This window comes from Brevundimonas aveniformis DSM 17977, from assembly GCF_000428765.1.
GTDB classification, from domain to species: domain Bacteria; phylum Pseudomonadota; class Alphaproteobacteria; order Caulobacterales; family Caulobacteraceae; genus Brevundimonas; species Brevundimonas aveniformis.
The window spans coordinates 509,358-528,700 of record NZ_AUAO01000002.1 but is presented as its reverse complement, the minus strand read 5'-3'; the positions used below and the strand labels follow the sequence as shown (position 1 = coordinate 528,700).

Sequence of the window (19,343 nt, the reverse complement as noted above, 5' to 3'; positions counted from 1 at the left end):
TACCTGTCGACGCCCTTGGATCGACGCGGCCTCACCGCGCTTCACAGGCTATGCCGTCGTCGTCGCGATCCAGGTGGGAGCCATAGCCCGGCTCGCCTCTCCTGATGTTGGTTCGGCCTGCGGCGCGCGCCGCGGCACAGCTGGGAAAAGCCCGCGTGGGTGGGGTTTGACCTCTTTCGGCATCAGGGAGCGCCCGCTGGCGGGGTTCGACTGGCGGGCGTGCGGCTCGGTTGCCGTGACAATGACGTTGACCGGTCGCGCGTTCCCTGTGGCAGCCCTGACTATCGGTTCCGCCGGGATGGGTCGCCGCTAGGACCATCGACATCAGAAGGGCAATCATTCGGCCCTCCTATCGGTGGGATCGGGGCTCGGACCGCGACGTTGCACAGACAGGGTCACGGCTGCGGCTCGCTCGAGCCCATAGTCATTAACCGACATTCGCGCCGTGGAATGGACAAACGAGGCAACATCCTCTGCAACGGGCGCTCGGTCACCTCTGCCACACAGGGAAATCATCAGTCGAGGTCCCTCCCCGTTAACGCCTGCTTATCCCTGCCATTTAACCCGGCCTTAGACCTGTTGCCGTAAAACGGGTACATGGACAGACTTCTACAAGCAACGATGGCCATGGCTGCGCGGGCGGGCAAGTCCTGCCGCAGCTTCCTCGCCGACCAACGCGGCAACATCAGCCTGATTGCCGGCTTGAGCCTGCCGGTGCTCGTGCTGGCTGTGGGCGGCGGCATCGACCTCAGCCGCGCCTTTGGCCTGCGCCAAGAACTGGCCAATGTTTCGGAGCTATCCTGCTCCCAATCATCACGCGAGATCACCTACCTGCGTAGTCAGCCCGCAAATGCTAGGCGCAGCAACAGCTATTTCCTGAGCACCGCAAATACGGTGTCAGCCCGTCGGCTTTCCGCCAGCGGCACATCGGGTGAGATACGGAACTCTATCTCCGGCAGCACTCTGACCGTCACCGGGACAGGATCCAGCGACAATGTCTTCGCCGCCGTCATGGGCGCGAATACGACGCCTGTATCCGTGACCCGCTCCTGTCAGATTGCGGATCCGGGTGCGGGTAGCCCGGGCACGCTCCTGTTCATGGAGTCGTTCGAGACTGGGCATTCCGTTGCCTCTAACAACTGGGGGGTTCTCCAGAATTGGAACGGATGGATGACCTTTAATGCTGGCATTGAGATCAATGGCCTGCCCGAGCTCTCGGCCGGGACGATCCGGTTTGGCAACTTCTTCGCTGAGCTCGACTCGCATTGCTTCGTTTCAGGCTGCCAATCCAACTCAACCATGTCTCGCATCCTGCGCCTGACGAGGGGCGACTACGAAATTCGCTATTGGTATATCTCGCGCGTTCGTAACCCGAACCCCGCCTTTGCCGGGGCGATCGGTTGTGGTGCCGGGGCGGCACTTGAGCCTTATCGGGCTTGGCAAAACGAGACTAACCGTATCGACGTCTACGCCGAGCGGGAAGGCGATTACACATTTGCGGCAAGCAATATCGTCGACTCCTGCGTCTATGCCGACCAATGGGTCGAGCGCCGCATTCCGTTCCGGGCGAGCCGGGACGCCAACTATCGCTTCAGTTGGCGTGCCTCCGGGCAACAGGACACGGTCGGCGGCCTGATCGACTACATCCGAATCTGTCGGGGAACCTGCCCGTGATCCTTCGGCGCGGTTTCTGGAAGGCGAGACAAGGTTCCGTCGCGATCGAGTTCGCTCTGATCGCGACGGTCTTTATCTTCATGTTGCTGGGCGTGCTGCAGTTCGCCCTGTTCTTCCTGTCCCGCGTCATTATCCACGACACCCTGTCTGACCTTGCGACGGGAGATGGCCTTGCCTTGGTCCAGGCCGCCAATCGGACTGGGACGCGCAACTATATCTGTGACCGACTCATCTTCTCGCCGAGCTGCCGATCGAATCTAAGGCTTGAACTGCGCAGCCTCGGAAGTGCTTCTGCGAGCGGAATGTCCACGACCTTCGCAACGGGAGGGTCCGAAACGCTGATGGTTTTGAGAGCTGAAGCTCCCATCGTCGTCTTCATCCCCTTTATCTCGTCGCTGAATGTCCGCGGGAAGGCTCTGTTTTTACAGCCATGATGCTCTGGGTAGATCATGGTCGCAAACTCGCGCGCAGGTTCGCCGCCGACACCTCCGGCGCGGCCGCGATAGAGTTTACCTTTATCGCCATTGTGCTGTTTGTCCTGCTGGCCGGTATTGTCGACCTCGTCGATGAACAGACTCGACAGCGAGAAGTTGACAGGATCGCCGTCGAGGTCGCCGAAGCGATGGGCGATTGTCCCGATTCCGATTGCGTCAGATTGGGTATCCAGGACCTCATCAGGTCCAATGGCGTCGTTATCAATCAAGTGTCCGGGGCGGCTCTAGGCGTGGCAGAAATCACGCGGGTAAACAATGCCATCGTCATGCTCCAGGGCACGATGACCTACCTGCCCACCGATGTAAAAAATGAAGCCTTGGCGACTTTGGCCAACACCGACATCGGCGTTGCCGTCCTGATCACCTACAATTTCAACCCGCCCATCGGATTGTTTCCGAACAGTGACAGGCAGATTCGCGCCTACGCCGTAGCCCTGCGTGCCAAAGGTGTCGTGACAATCTGACGCTCGCTGCAGAAGCGGGCCGGTGGGCTCAGGCCTTCTCGACCGTCTGCTCGATGGTGCCGAAGATCGAGTGGTGCTTGTCATCAAGCATCTCGATACGGACCGTATCACCGTACTTGAGGAAGCCGGTGGTCGGCTTGCCGTCCTGAATCGTCTCGACCATCCGCACCTCGGCAATGCAGGAATAGCCCAGGCCCCCTTCGCTGACCGGCTTGCCAGGGCCGCCGTCCTTGTCCTTGTTGGACACGGTGCCTGAACCGATGATCGAGCCGGCGATGAGGTCGCGGGTCTTGGCAAGGTGGGAAATGAGCGTCCCGAAATCGAAAGTCATGTCGACGCCGGCATCAGCCTTGCCGAAGTCCTGGCCGTTGATCTGAACCGACAGCTCGCCGTGCAGCTTGCCGTCATTCCAGCGGTCACCCAAAGCATCGGGCGTGACGAACACCGGCGACAGGGCGCTGGCGGGCTTAGACTGGACGAAGCCGAAGCCCTTGGCCAGCTCGGCGGGAATCAGATTCCTGAGCGACACGTCGTTGACGAGGCCGACCAGACGGATCTGTTTCAGGGCCTCATCGCGGCTGACCCCTTGCGGCACGTCGCCGGTGACCACGACGATCTCTGCCTCCAGATCACAGCCCCACGCCTCATCGGCCAGAGGGATGGGGTCGCGCGGAGCCAACATTCCATCTGAGCCGCCCTGGTACATCAGAGGATCGGTCCAGAAGGTTTCCGGCATCTCGGCCCCACGGGCCTTACGGACCAGCTCAACGTGGTTCACATAGGCCGAACCATCGGCCCATTGGTACGCGCGCGGCAGGGGCGCATCGGCTTCCCGCTCATGGAACCGCCCGGTCGGCACCGCCTCGTGTTCCAGGCTTTCGGCCAGCGCCCGCAACTCGGGCTCACACCGCTCCCAGTCATCCAGGGCCGCCTGCAAGGTTGGCGCAATCAAGCCGGCGTCGGTGTACCAGGCCAGATCGTTGGAAACGACGACGAGGCGACCGTCACGGCCGGACTTGAGCGAAGCAAGTTTCACTTTGGGGTTCCCTTTTTGAAGCCGGTCCAGACATCGTCATAGTCGAGCTGCATGGCCGGTGTCTCGACGGCCCATCGGGTCGGACGAAAGACGAAACGGCTCTCGAACATGAAGGCCAGCGTATGATCGATCTTGTGCGGCTTCAGCTCGACCGAGGTAGCCGTGTCGTAGGTGGCCTGATCCGGCCCGTGACCGCTCATACAGTTATGCAGACTGGCGCCACCCGGCGCGAAGCCGTCGCCTTCCTTGGCATCATAGACGCCGTGGATCAGGCCCATGAATTCACTCATCACATTCCGGTGGAACCACGGCGGACGGAAGGTGTCCTCGGCCACCATCCACCGCGGCGGGAAGATGGCAAAGTCGCAGTTGGCCGTGCCCGGTGAATCCGTCGGACTGGTCAGGACGGTGAAGATGGACGGGTCGGGGTGGTCGAAGCTGATCGAGCCCACCGTGGCAAAGCGTGCGATGTCGTATTTGAACGGGCACAGGTTGCCGTGCCAAGCCACCACATCGAACGGCGAGTGGCTGAAGGTCGTGGACCAGAACCCGCCCTGGAATTTCTGAATGACCTCGCACGGCTCGTCACTGTCGATATAGGCCGCGACCGGGGCCAGGAAGTCACGCTCTGACGCCAGGCTGTTGGAGCCGATCGGCCCCCGCTCCGGCAGGCGAAACTGGGCCCCATAGTTTTCACAGACATAGCCGCGGGCGCGACCATCGGGCAGGGCGACTTGGAAACGGACTCCGCGCGGCAACAACAGCAACTCGCCCGGCGCGACCTGCAGCCGGCCCAACTCGGTCCACACGTCCAGCCGCCCCTCCTGGGGCAGGATCAGCATCTCACCGTCGGCATTGTAAAAGGCCCGGCTGATCATATCCTTGGTCGCAACGTAGACCAGGGCCACAAGACCCGACTGGGCACCGGGATCGCCGGCCCCGGCATAGGCGGTCATGCCATCGACGAAATCTGTCGGTTCGGTCGGCCAGTCCAGCGGTGACCAGCGCATGCGGTTGGGGCTGGGCGCGACCTCATCAAACGGGCCGGAACGCCAGCGGGCAGCACCTGCATAGGGTTGGTAGGCCGGGTGCTGGGCGGTCGGACGCAGACGGTACAACCACGAACGGCGGTTCTCGGCCCGCGGCGCCGTAAAGGCCGATCCCGACAGTTGTTCCGCATAGAGGCCGAAGGCCGGCTTCTGCGGGCTGTTGCGGCCAACCGGCAGGGCTCCCGCCACCGCCTCTGTTTCGAACGACGAGCCGAAACCCGACAGATAGTGCAGCTCTGCTCCCGCCGCCGAAGGCGTCTGGACCGACATCAGCTTGGCTCCTGTGGTGCGCGACGAAGATCTCTCCGGCGTACCGGCTCCGTCATCGCCCCCGGTCCTATTCTCCGAGGGCGTCGATTGCAACGGAGCTTGGCAATAGATCAGGCGTGAGCTGCTTGATCAGGCCTCGACGAGATCCTCTGTCCGCGCGATGGCAACAGATAGGGCTTCAACGCCTGGGCCGGCAGGAAGAACAGCCGATAGCTGATCCCCGCCATCACCCACGCCAGGACCATGACGAACGGCACAGCGATCAATTGCCGGCTCATGGAAGCCTGTTCGAGCGGCCCGGACACGCCGATCCCCAGGCCGACGAAGGTGATCGCCGCCATGTGCCACAGATAGGCTCCGTAGGACCGACGGCCCATCCAGCGAAAGACCGGCCACTCCAGAATCTGAACCATCCAACCCAGCCGCCCCACATTGATGAGGGGCAGGACCAGCATCGTCAGCGCCAGCCCCTGAACCGAATACCGCAGCGTCTCGCGAAAGACCGGGTCACGCAGGACCAGGGTTCCGGCCAACAGGGCTCCGCCAATCAGGAAGACCGCCCAGGCATGTCGTTCCACCCGCGCCATGACCGCCGGTGCCGACCTCTGGATCACGGCGGCCAGACAGCCCCAAGCGATGGAATCCAGCCGGGTTTCGGTGGCCTCATAGGTGTAGTCAGGGCCCAGGCCCAGCACCGTCACCGCGATGACTCTCCAGACCAGACAGGCGACAATGACCACGCCGAACAACCCGGCCATCCGGCGCGTGGCGAACCCCGCCAGAACCAAGGCGGCGGGCATGATCAGATAGAAGTGCTCCTCCACCGCCAGCGACCACAAATGCCCGGTCACCGCACAGTTGGCACAATCGCCGCCGATATTGAAAATATTGAAATAATTGGTCCAGTAGGTCAGGTTCGCCAGGGCCTGAAGCGGCGGCAGAGGCTGGTTCAACAGCGGCCCCATCACCAGTCCGGCCACCGCCACGAAAGCCACCAGCTCGGGCATCAGGCGCAGGAAGCGCCGTCCGTAGAAGCGGGGCATATCCACCTGCCCGTACGTCCCCCGCTCCTGCCAGAGCAACAGCGTGATCAGATAGCCCGAGATGAAGAAGAAGGTCGTCACGCCCAGACCCGCCGGCAGCAGCCAGCTGAACCCGATATGAGCCAGGATCACCACATTGACCGACAAGGCCCTCAGACCATCAAGGCCAGGCACATAGTTGGCGATCGTCGGCGAGGGGGTGCTCATACCGGCGATATTGGCTCAGAAGGCTTAAATCTCTGTTGGAGGCCGATTCACGGTCCCTAAAGCGAGTTCGGGCATGGTGTCGGTGAACATCGGAGCCCTACGCGTGATCCAGCCCCCCGTCATCGAAGGCGTGTGCATCAATCTGGCGACCCAGAACGACGCCATCGAAGCCGCTATCACGCGAGCCGCCCGGGGGGACGGATTTTCCCTGTTCACCCTGAACCTGGACCATCTGGTCAAGCTGCGCGCCAGTGCCGCGTTTCGCCGCGCCTATGGCTCGGCCGGCCTGATTTCGGCCGACGGGGCCCCCATCGTCTGGCTGGCCCGGCGTCAGGGGGCGGCCGTGGAGCGGACAACCGGGGCCGATCTGGTCGAGCCGCTGTCGGCCCAGGCGGCGGCCCGCGGCCTGTCCGTCTATGTCGTCGGCCCGGGACCGATCGCTCAAGAAGCCGGTCTGGCGCGCCTTAAGGCGACCTATCCCGACCTGATCATTGCCGGGGCCGAAACCCCCATGGTGCCGGGCGACGACAACGGCCTGGCACCGACCTTCGATGTCGATGCCCTGGCTGAGCGGATTAATGCCTCGGGCGCGCGACTATGCCTTCTGTGCCTGGGCGCACCCAAGCAGGAGTTGCTGGCCGAGGCCCTGAACCGACGCTGCCCCACGGTTGGCTTCCTCGGCGTTGGCGCGGCGCTGGACTTTATCGCCGGCGAGGTATCGCGCGCACCGCGCTGGATGCAGGTGACCGGCTTCGAATGGACCTGGCGCCTGATCAGCCAGCCCCGGCGTCTAGGCCTGCGCTATGCGCGCTGCGCCCTGCTGTTTGGCGAACTGGCGATCAAGTCGATGATCCGCCAGGACCGAGATCCGCCCGCCCCCATGCCCGAGCCGGCTCGATGAGACTGTCTCGTCGCGCGCTGCTGGCTTCGACCCTGGCCCTGGCGGCCTGCGACCGGCCCATCGGCGCGACCGCCGCCGCCCAGACACCCCCGAAAGGGTCCGCGCCGGCGTTGCGCGATCTGGCCCCCTACCCGTTCGGAACCCAGCTCATCTCGACCGAGCTGGACACGCCGATCATCGCCGAGCTGGCCGCGCGCCACTTTGATCAGGTCAACACCGGCTTCGAGCTGAAAATGGAGTACATCGTCCAGCCGGATGGGCGGCTGCGCTTTGAGGGCGGCGATCGACTGGCCGCCTTCTGCCGGGCGAACGGTCAGGCCATCCACGCCCATACGCTGGTCTGGTACGCCGACACCCCGGACTGGTTTGCCCGCCTGGACGGCTCACGGCGGGCCATGGAGGCTGCCTATGACGGCTATGTCCGTGAGGTTGCCGGTCGCTATGCCGGGCGGGTGCGGGCCTGGGACGTGGTCAACGAGCCGGTGACCGATGAGGGCTCGGACCTGCGCGACTCCCTATGGAGCCGCAATCTCGGCCAGGACGGCCACTTCATCCGCGCCTTCGAACTGGCACACGAGGCCGACCCGAACGCCATCCTGTTCACCAACGACTACAACCTCGAAAGCAACCCGACCAAGCGGCGGACCTTCCTCAATCTGGTTGAGCGGATGATGAACCGGGGCGTGCCCATCGGCGGTATCGGTACCCAATGCCACGTCTCGGTCGACCTGCCCGCTGGGGCCCTGACCACGGCCCTGCGCGACATCGCCAGCCTGGGCCTGCCGGTGCATGTGTCAGAGTTCGACTGTTCACTGGTGCCCGATGGCATTTTCCGCGGCTCGCAGCGCGAGCGTGAGGCGGACCAGATCCGGCTCTATGAAGAGGCGCTGGAAAGCTACGCCGCCCTGCCCGCCCGCCAGCAGTACGGCTTCACCGTCTGGGGCGTGCGCGATGCCGAATCCTGGCTGCGCCGGACCGATTACGGCGGCGATCCAAGTGACCGTCCTCTGCTGTTCGACGATCTGGGCCAGCCCAAGCCGGTGTTCTGGGCCGTGGCGGAGGCGCTACGGGGCTAGAGCCCCGCCCCCTCGTCGAGGCCGAGCATGAGGTTCAGGTTCTGCACCGCCGCGCCGGACGCGCCCTTGCCCAGGTTGTCGAGCTGGGCCACCAGTCGCGCTTGATCCCCTGCAGGGTCGCCGAAGACGAACAGGCGCATCTGATTGGTGCCATTCAGGGCTTCCGGTTCCAGCCCGGTCATGGCCTGGCTCTCGGCCAGCGGGGCAACGGCGACGAACCGCTCTCCAGCATAGGCCTGATCCAGCGCGGCGTGGACGTCGGCGACGGACGGCTTGCCCGGCAGGGCACCGAGTTGCAGCGGCACCTCGACCAGCATCCCTTGGGCATAGCGGCCGACAGCGGGCGCGAACAGTGGCCGGTGGGTCAGGCCAGCATAGGTCTGCATCTCGGGGATGTGCTTGTGCTTCAGCGTCAGGCCATAGGCGCGGAACGGGTCCCCGCCCTCGCCTTCGAACTCGGCGATCATTGCCTTGCCGCCGCCGGAATAGCCCGACACCGCATTGACCGTGACCGGCCAGTCCGCCGGAAGGATCCCGCCCTCGACCAGCGGCCTGACCAGACCGATGAAGCCGGTCGGATAGCAGCCGGGGTTGGACACCCGCGTCGAGGCCGCGATGGCCGCGCGCTGGTCCTTCGACATTTCGGCAAAGCCATAGGTCCAGGCGGGATCGACGCGGTAGGAGGTGGAGGCGTCGATGACGCGGGTGGTTTCGTTGTCGATCATCACGACCGCTTCCTTGGCCGCTTTGTCGGGCAGGCACAGGATCACAAGGTCTGCGGCGTTCAGCAGTTCGGCACGGGCCGCTGCATCCTTACGGCGCTCGGGGTCGATGGAGACGAGGTTGAGGTCCGTTCGGCCGACAAGACGCTCGCGGATCTGCAGGCCGGTCGTGCCGGCTTCGCCATCGATGAAGAGGGTGGGGAGGGTCATGGGCCTCACCTAAGCCTTGGCGGCTCGAACATAAAGTCTCCTCCCTGGCGGCGAAGCCGTTGGGGGGGGGACCGCGAAGCGGCGGAGGGGAAATAAGCGCCACCGCATCTCAACCGCTTCGCAGAGCATCATCCAATGAGCGCCCTGACCTCACTGACCAGCCACGCCAAGGCGGAAAGGCAAGCCCCCATGCGCAGGCGATAGATCAGGGCGATGGCCGGCATGACGAACACGGCCTTGCCTTTGCCCCTCATGGTGAAGCGCGTGCGTTTGAACTCTACTTTGAGCGTCGCCCGCTTGGGTTTGCGATCATTGGAGCCGGGCACCGGGCACATCTCCGCATTAGCGAAATCGATGTGCAGTCCCTTCGGGAATAGGACCGGAGTTCGGCGGGCGGTCAAGCACAATGAATTGACATTATGTCAAACCGAGTTGGACGGGCGAGTTGGACGTTCCAGCCCTCGTTGTTCTACAGGCGATGATCGGAGGCCAAGAGGCAACTGACTACGCGTCAGATGCGCGATGACCTTTACTGTGGATAAACCCAAGACAGCAAGAAAAAGGCGCTCCGGGTTTCCCCGAAGCGCCCTTTGTAATCCCACTCGCGGGATGGCGAGTTAGCGCTTCGAGAACTGGAAGCTGCGGCGGGCCTTGGCGCGGCCGTACTTCTTGCGCTCGACGACGCGGCTGTCGCGGGTCAGGAAGCCGTGCGGCTTCAGGACCGGGCGCAGCTCGGGCTCGTAGTAGGTCAGAGCCTTGGCGATGCCGTGACGGATGGCGCCGGCCTGGCCCGACAGGCCCGAGCCCTGGACGGTGACGTCCACGTCGAACTGGGTCAGACGGTCGGCGATTTCCAGCGGCTGGGCGATCATCATGCGCAGCACCGGACGGGCCAGGTAGATCTCCTGGTCGCGGCCGTTGATGGTGATCTTGCCGGAGCCCGGCTTGATCCAGACGCGGGCGATGGCGTTCTTGCGCTTGCCGGTGGCGTAGGCGCGGCCTTGCGCGTCGACGATGCGCTCGCGGACGGGGGCGGCGGCCTGGGTACCCATGCCGGCCAGGGCGTCAAAGCCCTTGCCTTCGGTGGCTTCCGGGGCGGTTTCGGTGATCGGAGTGTCGGTCATGACTTACTGGCTCCGGGTATTCTTGGCGTTCAGGCTCGCGAAGTCGATGACTTCCGGCTTCTGAGCTTCGTGGGTGTGTTCGGCGCCTGCGAAGATACGCAGGTGGGTCATCTGGGCGCGGGCCAGCGGGCTTTCCTTGGGCAGCATACGCTCGACGGCCTTCTGCAGGACGCGCTCGGGGTACTTGCCTTCCAGCACCTTGCCGGCGACGCGCTCCTTGACGCCGCCCGGGTGGCCGGTGTGACGGTAGTAGATCTTGTCGGTCAGCTTCTTGCCGGTGAACTTCACCTTCTCGGCATTGATGACGACGACATAGTCGCCGCAGTCGACGTGCGGGGTGTAGTCCGGGCGGTGCTTGCCGCGCAGACGCATGGCGATGAAGGAAGCGAGACGACCGACAACGACGCCCTCGGCGTCGATGAGGATCCACTTCTTCTCGACATCGGCGGGCTTCAGCGAAGCCGTCGTGGTCTTGAGCATGGTCGGGTCCAAAAAAATCGAAAAGCGGCCGGGAGGGCCCCGACCGCAACGGCGCGCTTATTAGCGGACACCATCCCACGCGTCAATGCATGTCTGATTCTCGAATGCCATTCATCCTATTGTTTTAATGATATTTTCTAGATACGGTAACATGATACCGTATAAATTTGGAGCATCCTCTCGTCGTTTCTCCCCGCCGCCCGTGGCGATGGCAACATCGGTTGCCCCGATAGACCGGGCGGTCCTGTCAGTTTGTCTGTCCGTGTCAGTCGCTTTGAACGGACGGAGCACAACTTCATTCAAATGTCGCAACCAGGCATTAGGAGCGCACTCAACTCTGGTAGGATTGCATAGATGAGTTTTTCCCGGCGTCACGTTCTTGTCGGCAGCACGGCCCTGGTTGCCTTTACCGGCCTCTCCCGCCGCGCTCAGGCTCAGGACGCGCAGGCCACCGAGAGCTACGCCAACCAGGTCACCGGCTACGGGCCGCTGGTGCTTGACCCCGAGGGTATCCTCGACCTGCCGGCGGGCTTTACCTATCGCGTCATCCGCCAGTCGGGCGAGACGATGGACGACGGCCTGCTGATGCCCGGCAAGCCGGACGGCATGGGATGTTTCGCCGGCGAAGGGTCGCAGGTGATCCTGGTCTGCAATCACGAGGTCAAGCCGCGCCACCGCGACCTTGGACCCACCGGCATCGGCCATCGGCTGCGCGATCAGCTTCCGGCCGACAAGGTCTATGACACCTATCTCGATGGGCATCCCATGGGCGGCGGCACGACCACAGTGGTCTATGACCTCGCGGAACAGCGCGTGGTGCGCCAGCACCTCAGCCTGACAGGTACGGCCACCAACTGCGCCGGTGGCGTCACCCCCTGGCGGTCGTGGCTCTCTTGCGAAGAGATCGAGCTGACCGCCGGCGCTCAATCGAACAGGGACCACGGCTGGGTGTTCGAGGTTCCAGCAGATGCGCAAGGGCTCGTGGATCCGGTTCCCCTCAAGGCCATGGGCCGCTTTGAGCATGAGGCCGCCTGCGTCGATCCGGCGACCAGCATTGTCTATCTGACCGAGGACAAGGACGATTCCCTCCTCTACCGCTTCATCCCGACGACGCCGGGCCAATTGATCGACGGGGGCCGACTTCAGGGACTGGTGGTTGACGGGGCCCCCGGGGCCGACACCCGTAACTGGAACGGCGCGATCCTCTGGCGGATGGGCGACTGGCTCGATGCACGCTGGGTCGATCTTGAAGACGTCGAGAGCCCACATGAAGATCTTCGCATCCGGGGCCACGCCGCTGGGGCCGCCCTGTTCGCGCGGGGCGAGGGCCTGACCTGGGGCAACGGCGATCTGTTCTTTGCCTGTACATCCGGCGGTGCCAATCGATCCGGCCAGATCATGCGGCTGGTTCCCAGTCGGGACGGAGCAGCCGACCGCCTCCAGCTCTTCCTCGAGAGCGCCGACGAGCAGGTCTATGACTACGGGGATAACCTGACCGTTGCCCCCTGGGGTGATCTGCTGGTCTGCGAAGACCGCTATACGGAAGAGCGGACCCACCTGCGCGGCGTCACGCCTGAAGGTCAGGTCTATACGATCGCCCGCAACGCCCATGCCGAGAATGCCGAGTTCGCCGGCGTCTGCGTGTCACCGGACGGCTCGACCGTCTTCGTCAATGTCATGGATCCCGGCTACACCCTGGCGATCACAGGGCCGTGGCACTCACGATAGAGCTGGAGAACAGCCGCGGATGGCTGCGGCGCACACACCAAAGCAGCCAGGTCGCCAATCCCAGAACAAACACACCGCCCGCCTGATGCAGGCCGGCCAGCCAGGGATTGAGCGCCGTCATCAGGGTGGCGATCCCAAGCAGAGCCTGGATCACCACGGCCCCAAACAGGTTCATGGCGACCCGTGGCACGCCGTCCGCCAGCCGGGTTCGCAGACTCTGAATTACAAAGACGGCGACTGCCAGGAAGACCGTGTAGCCGCCCATTCGGTGCATGAACTGAACCAGGCCCTGATCATGCAGAAAGGCCGCTGCGCCCCGGCTCCAGTCGACGGGCGGGAACAGAGCACCTTCCATCAACGGCCAGTCTGTGAAAACGCGACCGGCGTCATTGCCCGCGACCAGCCCTCCCAACAGACACTGGACGAACACCAGCCCCAGCAACGCCGCCGCCGCCCGGCTCCAGCCCGTGGGCGCGTGCGACCTATTCTCGCCGCTTGCCGCCTCCAGCGCCGTCCAGACCAGGCCGACAAAGATGATCAAGGCCAGTCCAAGATGGATGGTCAGGCGCTCGGGGGCCACCTCGACACGCCCCGCCAGGCCCGACACGACCATCCACCAGCCAACCGCGCCCTGGAGCGCCCCGAGGCCCAGCAGCACCCAGCACCGCCAGACCAATCGCTGGGGGATCCGCCGCATGGCCAACAGGACAAAGAAAGGAAGGGCAAATGCCACCCCGATCAGCCGGCCCAGCAACCTGTGCGCCCATTCCCACCAGAAGATGCCCTTGAAAGCCTCCAGGCTCATGCCCGCATTCAGTTGGGCGTACTGGGTCGTTTGCCGATAGGCCTCGAACTGGCGATTCCACTCGGCATCGGACAGCGGCGGCAAGGCCCCCGTAACCGGGGCCCACTCGGTGATCGACAGGCCGGATTCGGTCAATCGGGTGATGCCGCCGACGACAACCATGGCCAAAACGAGCAAGGCCACAAAGCCGAGCCAAATAGCCGTGGCTGACGAACGGTCTTGGAGACTTTGAAAACGGAGCATACTGTTGAGCTCGGGAGGCGCGGTTTAATCGAGTCGTTGGGCTCTAGCCCAAGGAACCCATGCTGCGCCACCCGCATTGTGATCCTTGAACCCGGCGGGAGGGCCGGTGGTCTGGAAAGGGACTTCTTATGGGAATCTTCGAAACGAACGGCTGGCTCGTCGCCATCATTGTGGGTATCGCTGCGGGGTGGATTGCCGAACAGGTGACGGGGCGCCGCCATGGCATCCTGACCAACCTGATCGTCGGTCTGCTCGGTGCCATCCTCGGCTGGTGGCTGTCTGAAAACGTCCTGGGTATCCCGATCACGGGTTGGCTCGGCTCGTTGGTCGCCGCAACCGGCGGCGCGGTGGTCCTGTTGTTCATCTTCGGCCTCATTCGCCGTCGATAGGATCAGACAAATCCGATAGGAGAGCGCCGCGGGCCCAGGTCCGCGGCGTTTTTCATCTGGGAGATCGGGCTTGGGACCGCGTACGCGAAAAGCCATTGCCACCGTGGGCGTCCTGGCCTTTCTGGCCTTCTATGTCTGGCTGGTGGTGACTTTAGCCGGCTTCATTCCCGAGGTCTGGTGGGCCCAGGTCCCCTATTTTGCCGTGGCCGGCCTCGCCTGGGGTGTGCCCATTCTGCCGCTCATCAAATGGGCGGAAAAAGGCTAAGTTATCTGAACCGGGTCAAGGGAATGGTCGGAGCGACAGGATTCGAACCTGCGACCCCTTGACCCCCAGTCAAGTGCGCTACCAGGCTGCGCCACGCTCCGAGAGGCGCCCGTATAGACAAGGCCCGGCTGAGCCGCAAACGGAAATCGCTTAACTGCCCAAAGCGGCATCCAGCCGACGCTTGGCGGCCTCCACCGCCGCCAGGGCAGCGCGCAGCTGGGCCTTGTCCGGCACCGCCGGCGCGGCCGAGCGCGAATGCGTCTCGACCACTGATGCCGGCACCAGCGCCCCCCCCTCCACCGCACCGGTGATCCGGGCCATCCCTTGTTCGCGGTAGAGTTTTTGGACACCCCGAATGGTGACGCCCTCATCGTGCAGCAGCGTCTTGACGCCCCGCAGCACGGCCATATCGGCGGGACGGTACAGGCGACGCCCGCCCGCCCGCTTCATCGGCTTGATGAAGGTGAACTTGGTTTCCCAGAACCGCAGGACGTGCTGCGGCACGCCCAGTTCGTCGGACGCCTCCGATATGGTGCGGAAAGCGTCAGGGCTCTTGGTCACGTATTCGCGCCGTCAACCTTGGCCTTCATCAGCTGGGAGGCCCTGAAGCTGATGACCCGTCGCGGCACGATGGCGGCCGGCTCTCCGGTCTTGGGATTGCGGCCCATGCGCGCGCGCTTCTCACGCACCTGAAAGACACCGAAGCCTGACAGTTTCACGGTTTCGCCGCGCTCAAGCGTCTCGACGATCATATCGAGCACGCGCTCAACAAGCCCGGAGCATTCTTGTCGCGACAGACCGATCTCTTCGTGAAGCGCCTCGGACAAATCCGCCCGCGTCACCGTCTTGCCAGCCATGTCAGAGGCCCTCCCTCTCAGGCGCTTGAATGCAACAAATCTGTTACGCGAACGAGCCCCCTAACGAAAGACCCGACTTCCCACTAAAGGCGAATGGCGCACGCACCCCACGTCAGCCCGCCCCCCATGGCCTCCAACAAAATCAGGTCGCCTCGCTTGATGCGACCATCCTCTATTGCCACGCTTAATGCCAGCGGAATTGACGCTGCGGAAGTGTTTGCGTGCCAGGCCACCGTCGAGATCACCTTGTTTTCGTCCAGGCCCAGGCGGTCCCCTACCCCCTTGATAATGCGTTGATTGGCTTGATGCGGAACGAACCAGTCCACATCACTGACGGCGACGCCGGCAGCCGCACAGGCAGCTTCGACGGCCTCGGCAATATTGATAACGGCATGGCGGAACACTTGATTGCCCGCCATGCGTAGATGGCCGACCTCGCCCGTGGTCGACGGGCCACCGTCAACATAGAGTAGATCGCCCTTGGTCCCGTCGCTGCGCAGGGCAAATCCGAGCAGGCCACGGTCTGCCGTGGCCCCTTCGCCTTCGATAGGTTCGAGCACGACGGCCCCGGCGCCGTCACCGAACAGCACGCAGGTTCCCCGATCCGACCAGTCCATCAGCCGCGTCATTTCTTCCGCCCCGATAACCAGGGCGCATTTTGCCAGGCCGCGCGCGACAAACCCGTCCGCAACACTCAGCGCATAGACGAAGCCCGAACACACCGCCTGGACGTCAAAGGCAACCCCGACTCCGGCTCCCAACTTGCGCTGGACGATGGCGGCCGTTGCCGGAAAGGTCAGATCGGGCGTCGTGGTGGCCACCACGATCAGATCAACGTCTGAAGCCTCGCGTCCCGCCGCTGCCAGAGCCCGGCGGGCGGCTTCGGTGGCCAGATCGCTGGTCGGTTGATCAGGACGGGCCCGACGGCGCTCCTTGATCCCGGTGCGCTCCTGAATCCATTCATCAGAGGTGTCGACGATCGCCGACAGGTCGGCGTTGGTCACCACCTCATCCGGGAGGTAGGCCCCGACCCCGGTGACCGCGCTGCGCGTCACGCTCATTGGGCGGCCTCTTCAATATCCGACACGGCCTCGTCCACATCCAATCGAGCCATGTTCTCGGCGACCTTGGCCATATAGTCGCTTTCGGCCAGGTCGATGGCGACGCGAAGGGCCGAGTTGAAGCCGCGCGCATCCGCACCGCCGTGGCTCTTGATCACCAGACCGTTCAGGCCCAGCAACGGTCCCCCGTTGATCGAATTGGGATCAATCCGGCTCCGCATGGCCTTGAGAGCCCCATAGGCCAGCATCGCCCCGACCCGAGAGAGGGGCGACGACAGCAGGGCATCCTTCATCAAGGTCGAGATGAAACGCGCCACGCCCTCAGCCGTCTTGAGGGCGATGTTGCCGGTAAAGCCATCCGTGACCACGACGTCGACCACGCCGCGCGACAGGTCATCGCCCTCGACGAAGCCCTTGTAGTTCAGGTCAAACCGCCCCGACCGCAGCAGCAGCGCAGCTTCGCGAACCTCGTCGTGGCCCTTCATTTCCTCGGAGCCGACATTGAGAATGCCGATGGTCGGCTTGTCGATGTGATGGACCGCGCGGTGGAAGGCCTCACCCATGATGGCGAACTCAACCAGCTGCTTGGCATCCGAAGACACATTGGCCCCCACGTCCAGCACCGCCGTGTGCCCGCCCTTGATCGTCGGCCAGCTGGCCACGATAGCGGGACGATCCAGGCCCGGGGCCGACATCCGCAAGATGAGCTTGGAGAGCGCCATCAAGGCTCCGGTATTTCCCGCCGAGACGATCGCATCCGCTTCGCCGGATTTTACCGATTGAATGGCATTCCAGAGGCTGGAGCCCTTGCCCCGCCGCACCGCCACAGCGGGCTTCTCGTCCATGGCGATGACCAGATCGGTGTGGCGAACCTCACTCGCGGCGCGCGCCAGCGGGGCCTTGGCCAACTGAGCCTCGATCGCCGCCTCATCGCCATGCAGGACAAAGCGTGCTCGACGCGCGCCGTGGCGCTTCAGAAAGGCCTCGACACCGGCAATGGTGACGACTGGCCCGTGATCTCCGCCCATGGCGTCGACCGAAATGACGGTTACTGAAGATGAAGACACGTTGATCAGATCGCCTCCGCCGCGCGCCGCGCGTGTCCGCGCGCGGTCTGGAAATTGAGCGCGGACGATAGCGTCCGGCCCGCCCGATGCAAGCCGGGGCACCGCAAAACCTGCCGCTGCGTCATTCGCGCGGCTTCAGATCTTTCAGGACATCGAACGGTGACGGCTCTGGCGGCCCCTCCGGGGCCTCAAACACCGCGCCGGGCTTGCGTGGCCAAGGGTCGATCGACAAGGCCAAGTGCTCAACGACATAGGCGGCCAGATCGATTCCTCCGTCCTCGATTATGTCCGGACCGTCAGAGATCTCCAGATCGAACTCCACGTCGTCCTCCTGGGGCTCGAATTCGCTGGCCTCGACAAGATCCACCGAAAATTCGGCATTCGCCTGGCTCGGCAAGGGTTCCAGCGTGATTCCGCAGGTCTGGACAAGGTCGGCCGTCACCTTGCCGCTCAGCCGCCAGCCGGCCCCGGCCGGGCGGACCTCGATGTCCGCCTCCAGTCGGCTGAGGTCGGCCAGATCAAGCGCCTTGGCCACCCGAGCCCGGGCCTCTGCATCGGCCTCCAGATGTCGGGTCAGGCCCTGCCCGATCCGGTCCAACCGAATACGTTCGCTCCAGACGGGATCTGCGCTCACGACAGCACCTCCGGCCAAATGACACGACCGCGCAGGATGTCCTCGGCCCGCATGCCTTGCAGGGCCTGGCCCATTCGCAGGGTGTAGTCGACCAGTCCTGACGCCTGTTCGGTCTGGCTCTCCTCGGCAAAGACCGCACGGGCCAGCAAGCCGCTCAAAGCCTCACGATCCTGAGCCTCGACGGCCTTCTGATAGCCGAGGATGCGCCCATAGACCGCCTCGCCCAGCTTGCGCATCTTTTTGGCCACGGACAGATCGCCGACCCCAAGCTCCCGCAAGGCGTCGTCCAACGCGCCGACAAAGGTGTCGAAGACCGCCTGACCGATCTCTGCGCCTGCCTCGCCCTCCCCCTTGAGACGGGCCAGAAGCAGGCTGAGGTGCAGCACATAGAGTTCAAAGCGCGCATCAATCCGGTCGGCAACACCCAGGTCGCGATACAGGGCCGGACGGCGGGCCTGATCGACCAGGCCGGCGTAAAGGGTTTCGCCGGCGATACGCGCCTGGCGAGGTCGGAAAAGGCGTTGTAGCACGCTTGGATCGCCCCATTTCGGTCTTGGCGTTGAACTAATCCTCCGTGCGCGCTAGGTCAAAGGCCGTTCACTTTCGGAAGTTCTCATGTCCGTCGCATTCCGTGTCGTCTTCCTGGCCTCCGCCGCCCTGGCAGCCGCCGCCTGCTCGCCGCAGGTTTCGCGCCATGGCTTCCAGCCTGTTGATGTGCAGCCTGCCGATATCGTGGTGGGTACCGATACGCGCGACACGGTGCGGGCGCGCCTGGGGTCACCATCCGTGGTTTCGACCTTCGAGCCCGACGCCGTGTGGTTCTACATTTCGCAGACCACCGCCAAATATACGTTCAACCTGCCCGAGGTGACCCAGCGGTCGGTGACGCAGATCACCTTCGACGAATCGACCGGACGCGTCATCGGCGTCGAAAACCTGGATCTGGAAGACGGTCGGCAGGTGGCGTTCAACCGCCGCGAAACGCCGACCCGTGGCCGCGAACTGACCGTGATCGAACAGCTTCTCGGGACGGTGGGTCGCCAGGCCCTGCCCGGCAGCGAAGAAGATCTCCCGCCGAACCAGCGCCGCCGTCAGGAATAGGCGGGGCGAACTAAAGTTCCTCTATTCCGCGATTGGCCAGGGCATCGGCGCGTTCATTGAGCGCGTGCCCGGCATGACCCTTGACCCAATGCCAGCTCACGCGGTGGCGGGTGCGGGCCTCATCGAGTCGACGCCAGAGATCCTCATTCTTGACGGGCTTCTTGTCTGCGGTCTTCCACCCGCGTGATTTCCAGCCGCCGATCCATTCGGTGATGCCCTGCATGACATATTTGCTGTCTGTGTAGAGGTCGACATCGCTGGGCTTTTTCAGGGCCTCCAGGGCCATGATGGCCGCGGTCATCTCCATGCGGTTGTTGGTCGTTTCCGGCTCTGCCCCCCACAGTTCCTTTTCGTGGACACCGGACTGGAGGATCGCGCCCCAGCCGCCGCGACCGGGATTGCCCTTGCAGGCACCATCGGTGTGGATGATGACGTGAGGCACG

Annotated in this window: 25 protein-coding genes and 1 tRNA gene; 9 read left to right on the top strand and 17 right to left on the bottom strand. The window is 63.9% G+C overall.

Annotated elements, in window-relative coordinates:
* Positions 1–31: 31 nt before the first annotated feature.
* The gene (locus tag G391_RS15940) at positions 32–319 is read right to left on the bottom strand and encodes an excalibur calcium-binding domain-containing protein (protein WP_342663497.1); all 288 of its coding nucleotides are present in this window, start codon (positions 317–319) and stop codon (positions 32–34) included.
* 278 nt (positions 320–597) lie between these two features.
* Here G391_RS15940 and G391_RS15595 point away from each other — a divergent pair, with 278 nt between their 5' ends.
* Genes G391_RS15595 through G391_RS0107925 form a run of 3 tightly spaced genes read left to right on the top strand, consistent with a single transcriptional unit; the run spans position 598 to position 2,632 of the window.
* Positions 598–1,674 (top strand): TadE/TadG family type IV pilus assembly protein, encoded by a 1,077-nt coding sequence (locus G391_RS15595; RefSeq protein WP_156893885.1) that lies wholly within the window; start codon positions 598–600, stop codon positions 1,672–1,674.
* Positions 1,671–2,108, top strand: coding sequence for a TadE/TadG family type IV pilus assembly protein (locus G391_RS0107930; protein ID WP_029087044.1), 438 nt, complete (start codon positions 1,671–1,673; stop codon positions 2,106–2,108). Before G391_RS15595 ends, G391_RS0107930 begins: the two co-directional genes overlap by 4 nt.
* The gene (locus tag G391_RS0107925; protein WP_029087043.1) at positions 2,105–2,632 is read left to right on the top strand and encodes a TadE/TadG family type IV pilus assembly protein; all 528 of its coding nucleotides are present in this window, start codon (positions 2,105–2,107) and stop codon (positions 2,630–2,632) included. The genes G391_RS0107930 and G391_RS0107925 overlap by 4 nt, the downstream gene beginning before the upstream one ends.
* A gap of 28 nt (positions 2,633–2,660) precedes the next feature.
* On the opposite strand, the gene G391_RS0107920 is transcribed toward G391_RS0107925, so the two are convergent.
* From G391_RS0107920 to G391_RS14255, 3 genes are all read right to left on the bottom strand, one after another.
* Positions 2,661–3,668, bottom strand: a complete 1,008-nt coding sequence (locus G391_RS0107920) for a fumarylacetoacetate hydrolase family protein (protein ID WP_029087042.1) — start codon at positions 3,666–3,668, stop codon at positions 2,661–2,663.
* Positions 3,665–4,987 (bottom strand): homogentisate 1,2-dioxygenase, encoded by a 1,323-nt coding sequence (hmgA, locus tag G391_RS0107915; protein WP_029087041.1) that lies wholly within the window; start codon positions 4,985–4,987, stop codon positions 3,665–3,667. The genes G391_RS0107920 and hmgA overlap by 4 nt, the downstream gene beginning before the upstream one ends.
* A 110-nt stretch (positions 4,988–5,097) precedes the next feature.
* Positions 5,098–6,237 carry an acyltransferase family protein gene (locus tag G391_RS14255; protein WP_051257225.1) on the bottom strand — a complete coding sequence of 380 codons (1,140 nt, stop codon included), beginning with the start codon at positions 6,235–6,237 and terminating at the stop codon, positions 5,098–5,100.
* Between the two features lie 103 nt (positions 6,238–6,340).
* Here G391_RS14255 and G391_RS0107905 point away from each other — a divergent pair, with 103 nt between their 5' ends.
* Together G391_RS0107905 and G391_RS0107900 are read left to right on the top strand one after the other, a co-directional pair.
* Positions 6,341–7,138, top strand: a complete 798-nt coding sequence (locus G391_RS0107905) for a WecB/TagA/CpsF family glycosyltransferase (RefSeq protein ID WP_029087040.1) — start codon at positions 6,341–6,343, stop codon at positions 7,136–7,138.
* Entirely contained in the window at positions 7,135–8,214 is a 1,080-nt protein-coding gene (locus G391_RS0107900; RefSeq protein WP_029087039.1) for an endo-1,4-beta-xylanase, read from the top strand. Before G391_RS0107905 ends, G391_RS0107900 begins: the two co-directional genes overlap by 4 nt.
* Here G391_RS0107900 and argC read toward each other — a convergent pair.
* From argC to rplM, 4 genes are all read right to left on the bottom strand, one after another.
* A complete protein-coding gene (gene argC / locus G391_RS0107895) occupies positions 8,211–9,146 on the bottom strand; it encodes an N-acetyl-gamma-glutamyl-phosphate reductase (RefSeq protein WP_029087038.1) in 936 nt (311 codons plus the stop codon). The genes G391_RS0107900 and argC overlap by 4 nt on opposite strands.
* A gap of 128 nt (positions 9,147–9,274) precedes the next feature.
* Positions 9,275–9,481, bottom strand: coding sequence for a hypothetical protein (locus G391_RS0107890; RefSeq protein WP_029087037.1), 207 nt, complete (start codon positions 9,479–9,481; stop codon positions 9,275–9,277).
* 282 nt (positions 9,482–9,763) lie between these two features.
* Positions 9,764–10,270: a 30S ribosomal protein S9 gene (gene rpsI / locus G391_RS0107885; protein ID WP_084169177.1), complete on the bottom strand. Its 507-nt coding sequence runs from the start codon at positions 10,268–10,270 to the stop codon at positions 9,764–9,766.
* A gap of 3 nt (positions 10,271–10,273) precedes the next feature.
* Positions 10,274–10,750: a 50S ribosomal protein L13 gene (gene rplM / locus G391_RS0107880; RefSeq protein ID WP_029087035.1), complete on the bottom strand. Its 477-nt coding sequence runs from the start codon at positions 10,748–10,750 to the stop codon at positions 10,274–10,276.
* Between the two features lie 354 nt (positions 10,751–11,104).
* Here rplM and G391_RS0107875 point away from each other — a divergent pair, with 354 nt between their 5' ends.
* Positions 11,105–12,478 (top strand): alkaline phosphatase PhoX, encoded by a 1,374-nt coding sequence (locus G391_RS0107875; protein WP_029087034.1) that lies wholly within the window; start codon positions 11,105–11,107, stop codon positions 12,476–12,478.
* On the opposite strand, the gene G391_RS0107870 is transcribed toward G391_RS0107875, so the two are convergent.
* Entirely contained in the window at positions 12,453–13,526 is a 1,074-nt protein-coding gene (locus tag G391_RS0107870) for a COX15/CtaA family protein (protein ID WP_029087033.1), read from the bottom strand. The genes G391_RS0107875 and G391_RS0107870 overlap by 26 nt on opposite strands.
* A gap of 128 nt (positions 13,527–13,654) precedes the next feature.
* Between G391_RS0107870 and G391_RS0107865 the strand changes: the two genes are divergently transcribed.
* Both G391_RS0107865 and G391_RS0107860 read left to right on the top strand, forming a co-directional pair.
* Positions 13,655–13,915 (top strand): GlsB/YeaQ/YmgE family stress response membrane protein, encoded by a 261-nt coding sequence (locus G391_RS0107865; protein ID WP_029087032.1) that lies wholly within the window; start codon positions 13,655–13,657, stop codon positions 13,913–13,915.
* Between the two features lie 70 nt (positions 13,916–13,985).
* Positions 13,986–14,180 carry a DUF2842 domain-containing protein gene (locus G391_RS0107860; protein ID WP_029087031.1) on the top strand — a complete coding sequence of 65 codons (195 nt, stop codon included), beginning with the start codon at positions 13,986–13,988 and terminating at the stop codon, positions 14,178–14,180.
* A gap of 24 nt (positions 14,181–14,204) precedes the next feature.
* On the opposite strand, the gene G391_RS0107855 is transcribed toward G391_RS0107860, so the two are convergent.
* The 7 genes from G391_RS0107855 to G391_RS0107825 all read right to left on the bottom strand — a co-directional run bounded on the left by G391_RS0107855 (position 14,205) and on the right by G391_RS0107825 (position 18,329).
* Positions 14,205–14,281 (bottom strand) — tRNA-Pro (locus G391_RS0107855).
* A gap of 49 nt (positions 14,282–14,330) precedes the next feature.
* Entirely contained in the window at positions 14,331–14,741 is a 411-nt protein-coding gene (locus G391_RS0107850; protein WP_029087030.1) for a MerR family transcriptional regulator, read from the bottom strand.
* The gene (locus G391_RS0107845) at positions 14,738–15,037 is read right to left on the bottom strand and encodes an integration host factor subunit alpha (protein WP_029087029.1); all 300 of its coding nucleotides are present in this window, start codon (positions 15,035–15,037) and stop codon (positions 14,738–14,740) included. Before G391_RS0107845 ends, G391_RS0107850 begins: the two co-directional genes overlap by 4 nt.
* Positions 15,038–15,120: 83 nt before the next feature.
* The gene (locus G391_RS0107840) at positions 15,121–16,098 is read right to left on the bottom strand and encodes a beta-ketoacyl-ACP synthase III (RefSeq protein WP_029087028.1); all 978 of its coding nucleotides are present in this window, start codon (positions 16,096–16,098) and stop codon (positions 15,121–15,123) included.
* Positions 16,095–17,165 (bottom strand): phosphate acyltransferase PlsX, encoded by a 1,071-nt coding sequence (gene plsX / locus G391_RS0107835; RefSeq protein ID WP_281168406.1) that lies wholly within the window; start codon positions 17,163–17,165, stop codon positions 16,095–16,097. Before plsX ends, G391_RS0107840 begins: the two co-directional genes overlap by 4 nt.
* A gap of 121 nt (positions 17,166–17,286) precedes the next feature.
* On the bottom strand, positions 17,287–17,799 hold the full coding sequence (locus G391_RS0107830; RefSeq protein WP_029087026.1) for a YceD family protein: 513 nt from the start codon (positions 17,797–17,799) through the stop codon (positions 17,287–17,289).
* Positions 17,796–18,329: a ubiquinol-cytochrome C chaperone family protein gene (locus tag G391_RS0107825; protein ID WP_029087025.1), complete on the bottom strand. Its 534-nt coding sequence runs from the start codon at positions 18,327–18,329 to the stop codon at positions 17,796–17,798. Before G391_RS0107825 ends, G391_RS0107830 begins: the two co-directional genes overlap by 4 nt.
* An 85-nt stretch (positions 18,330–18,414) precedes the next feature.
* On the opposite strand from G391_RS0107825, the gene G391_RS0107820 reads away from it, so the two are divergent.
* Positions 18,415–18,900, top strand: coding sequence for an outer membrane protein assembly factor BamE (locus G391_RS0107820; protein ID WP_029087024.1), 486 nt, complete (start codon positions 18,415–18,417; stop codon positions 18,898–18,900).
* A 10-nt stretch (positions 18,901–18,910) separates the two neighbouring features.
* Here the strand turns inward: G391_RS0107820 and rnhA are convergent, their stop codons facing one another.
* Complete coding sequence (rnhA, locus tag G391_RS0107815; RefSeq protein ID WP_156893883.1) at positions 18,911–19,342, bottom strand: ribonuclease HI; 432 nt, start codon at positions 19,340–19,342, stop codon at positions 18,911–18,913.
* Position 19,343: the final 1 nt, after the last annotated feature.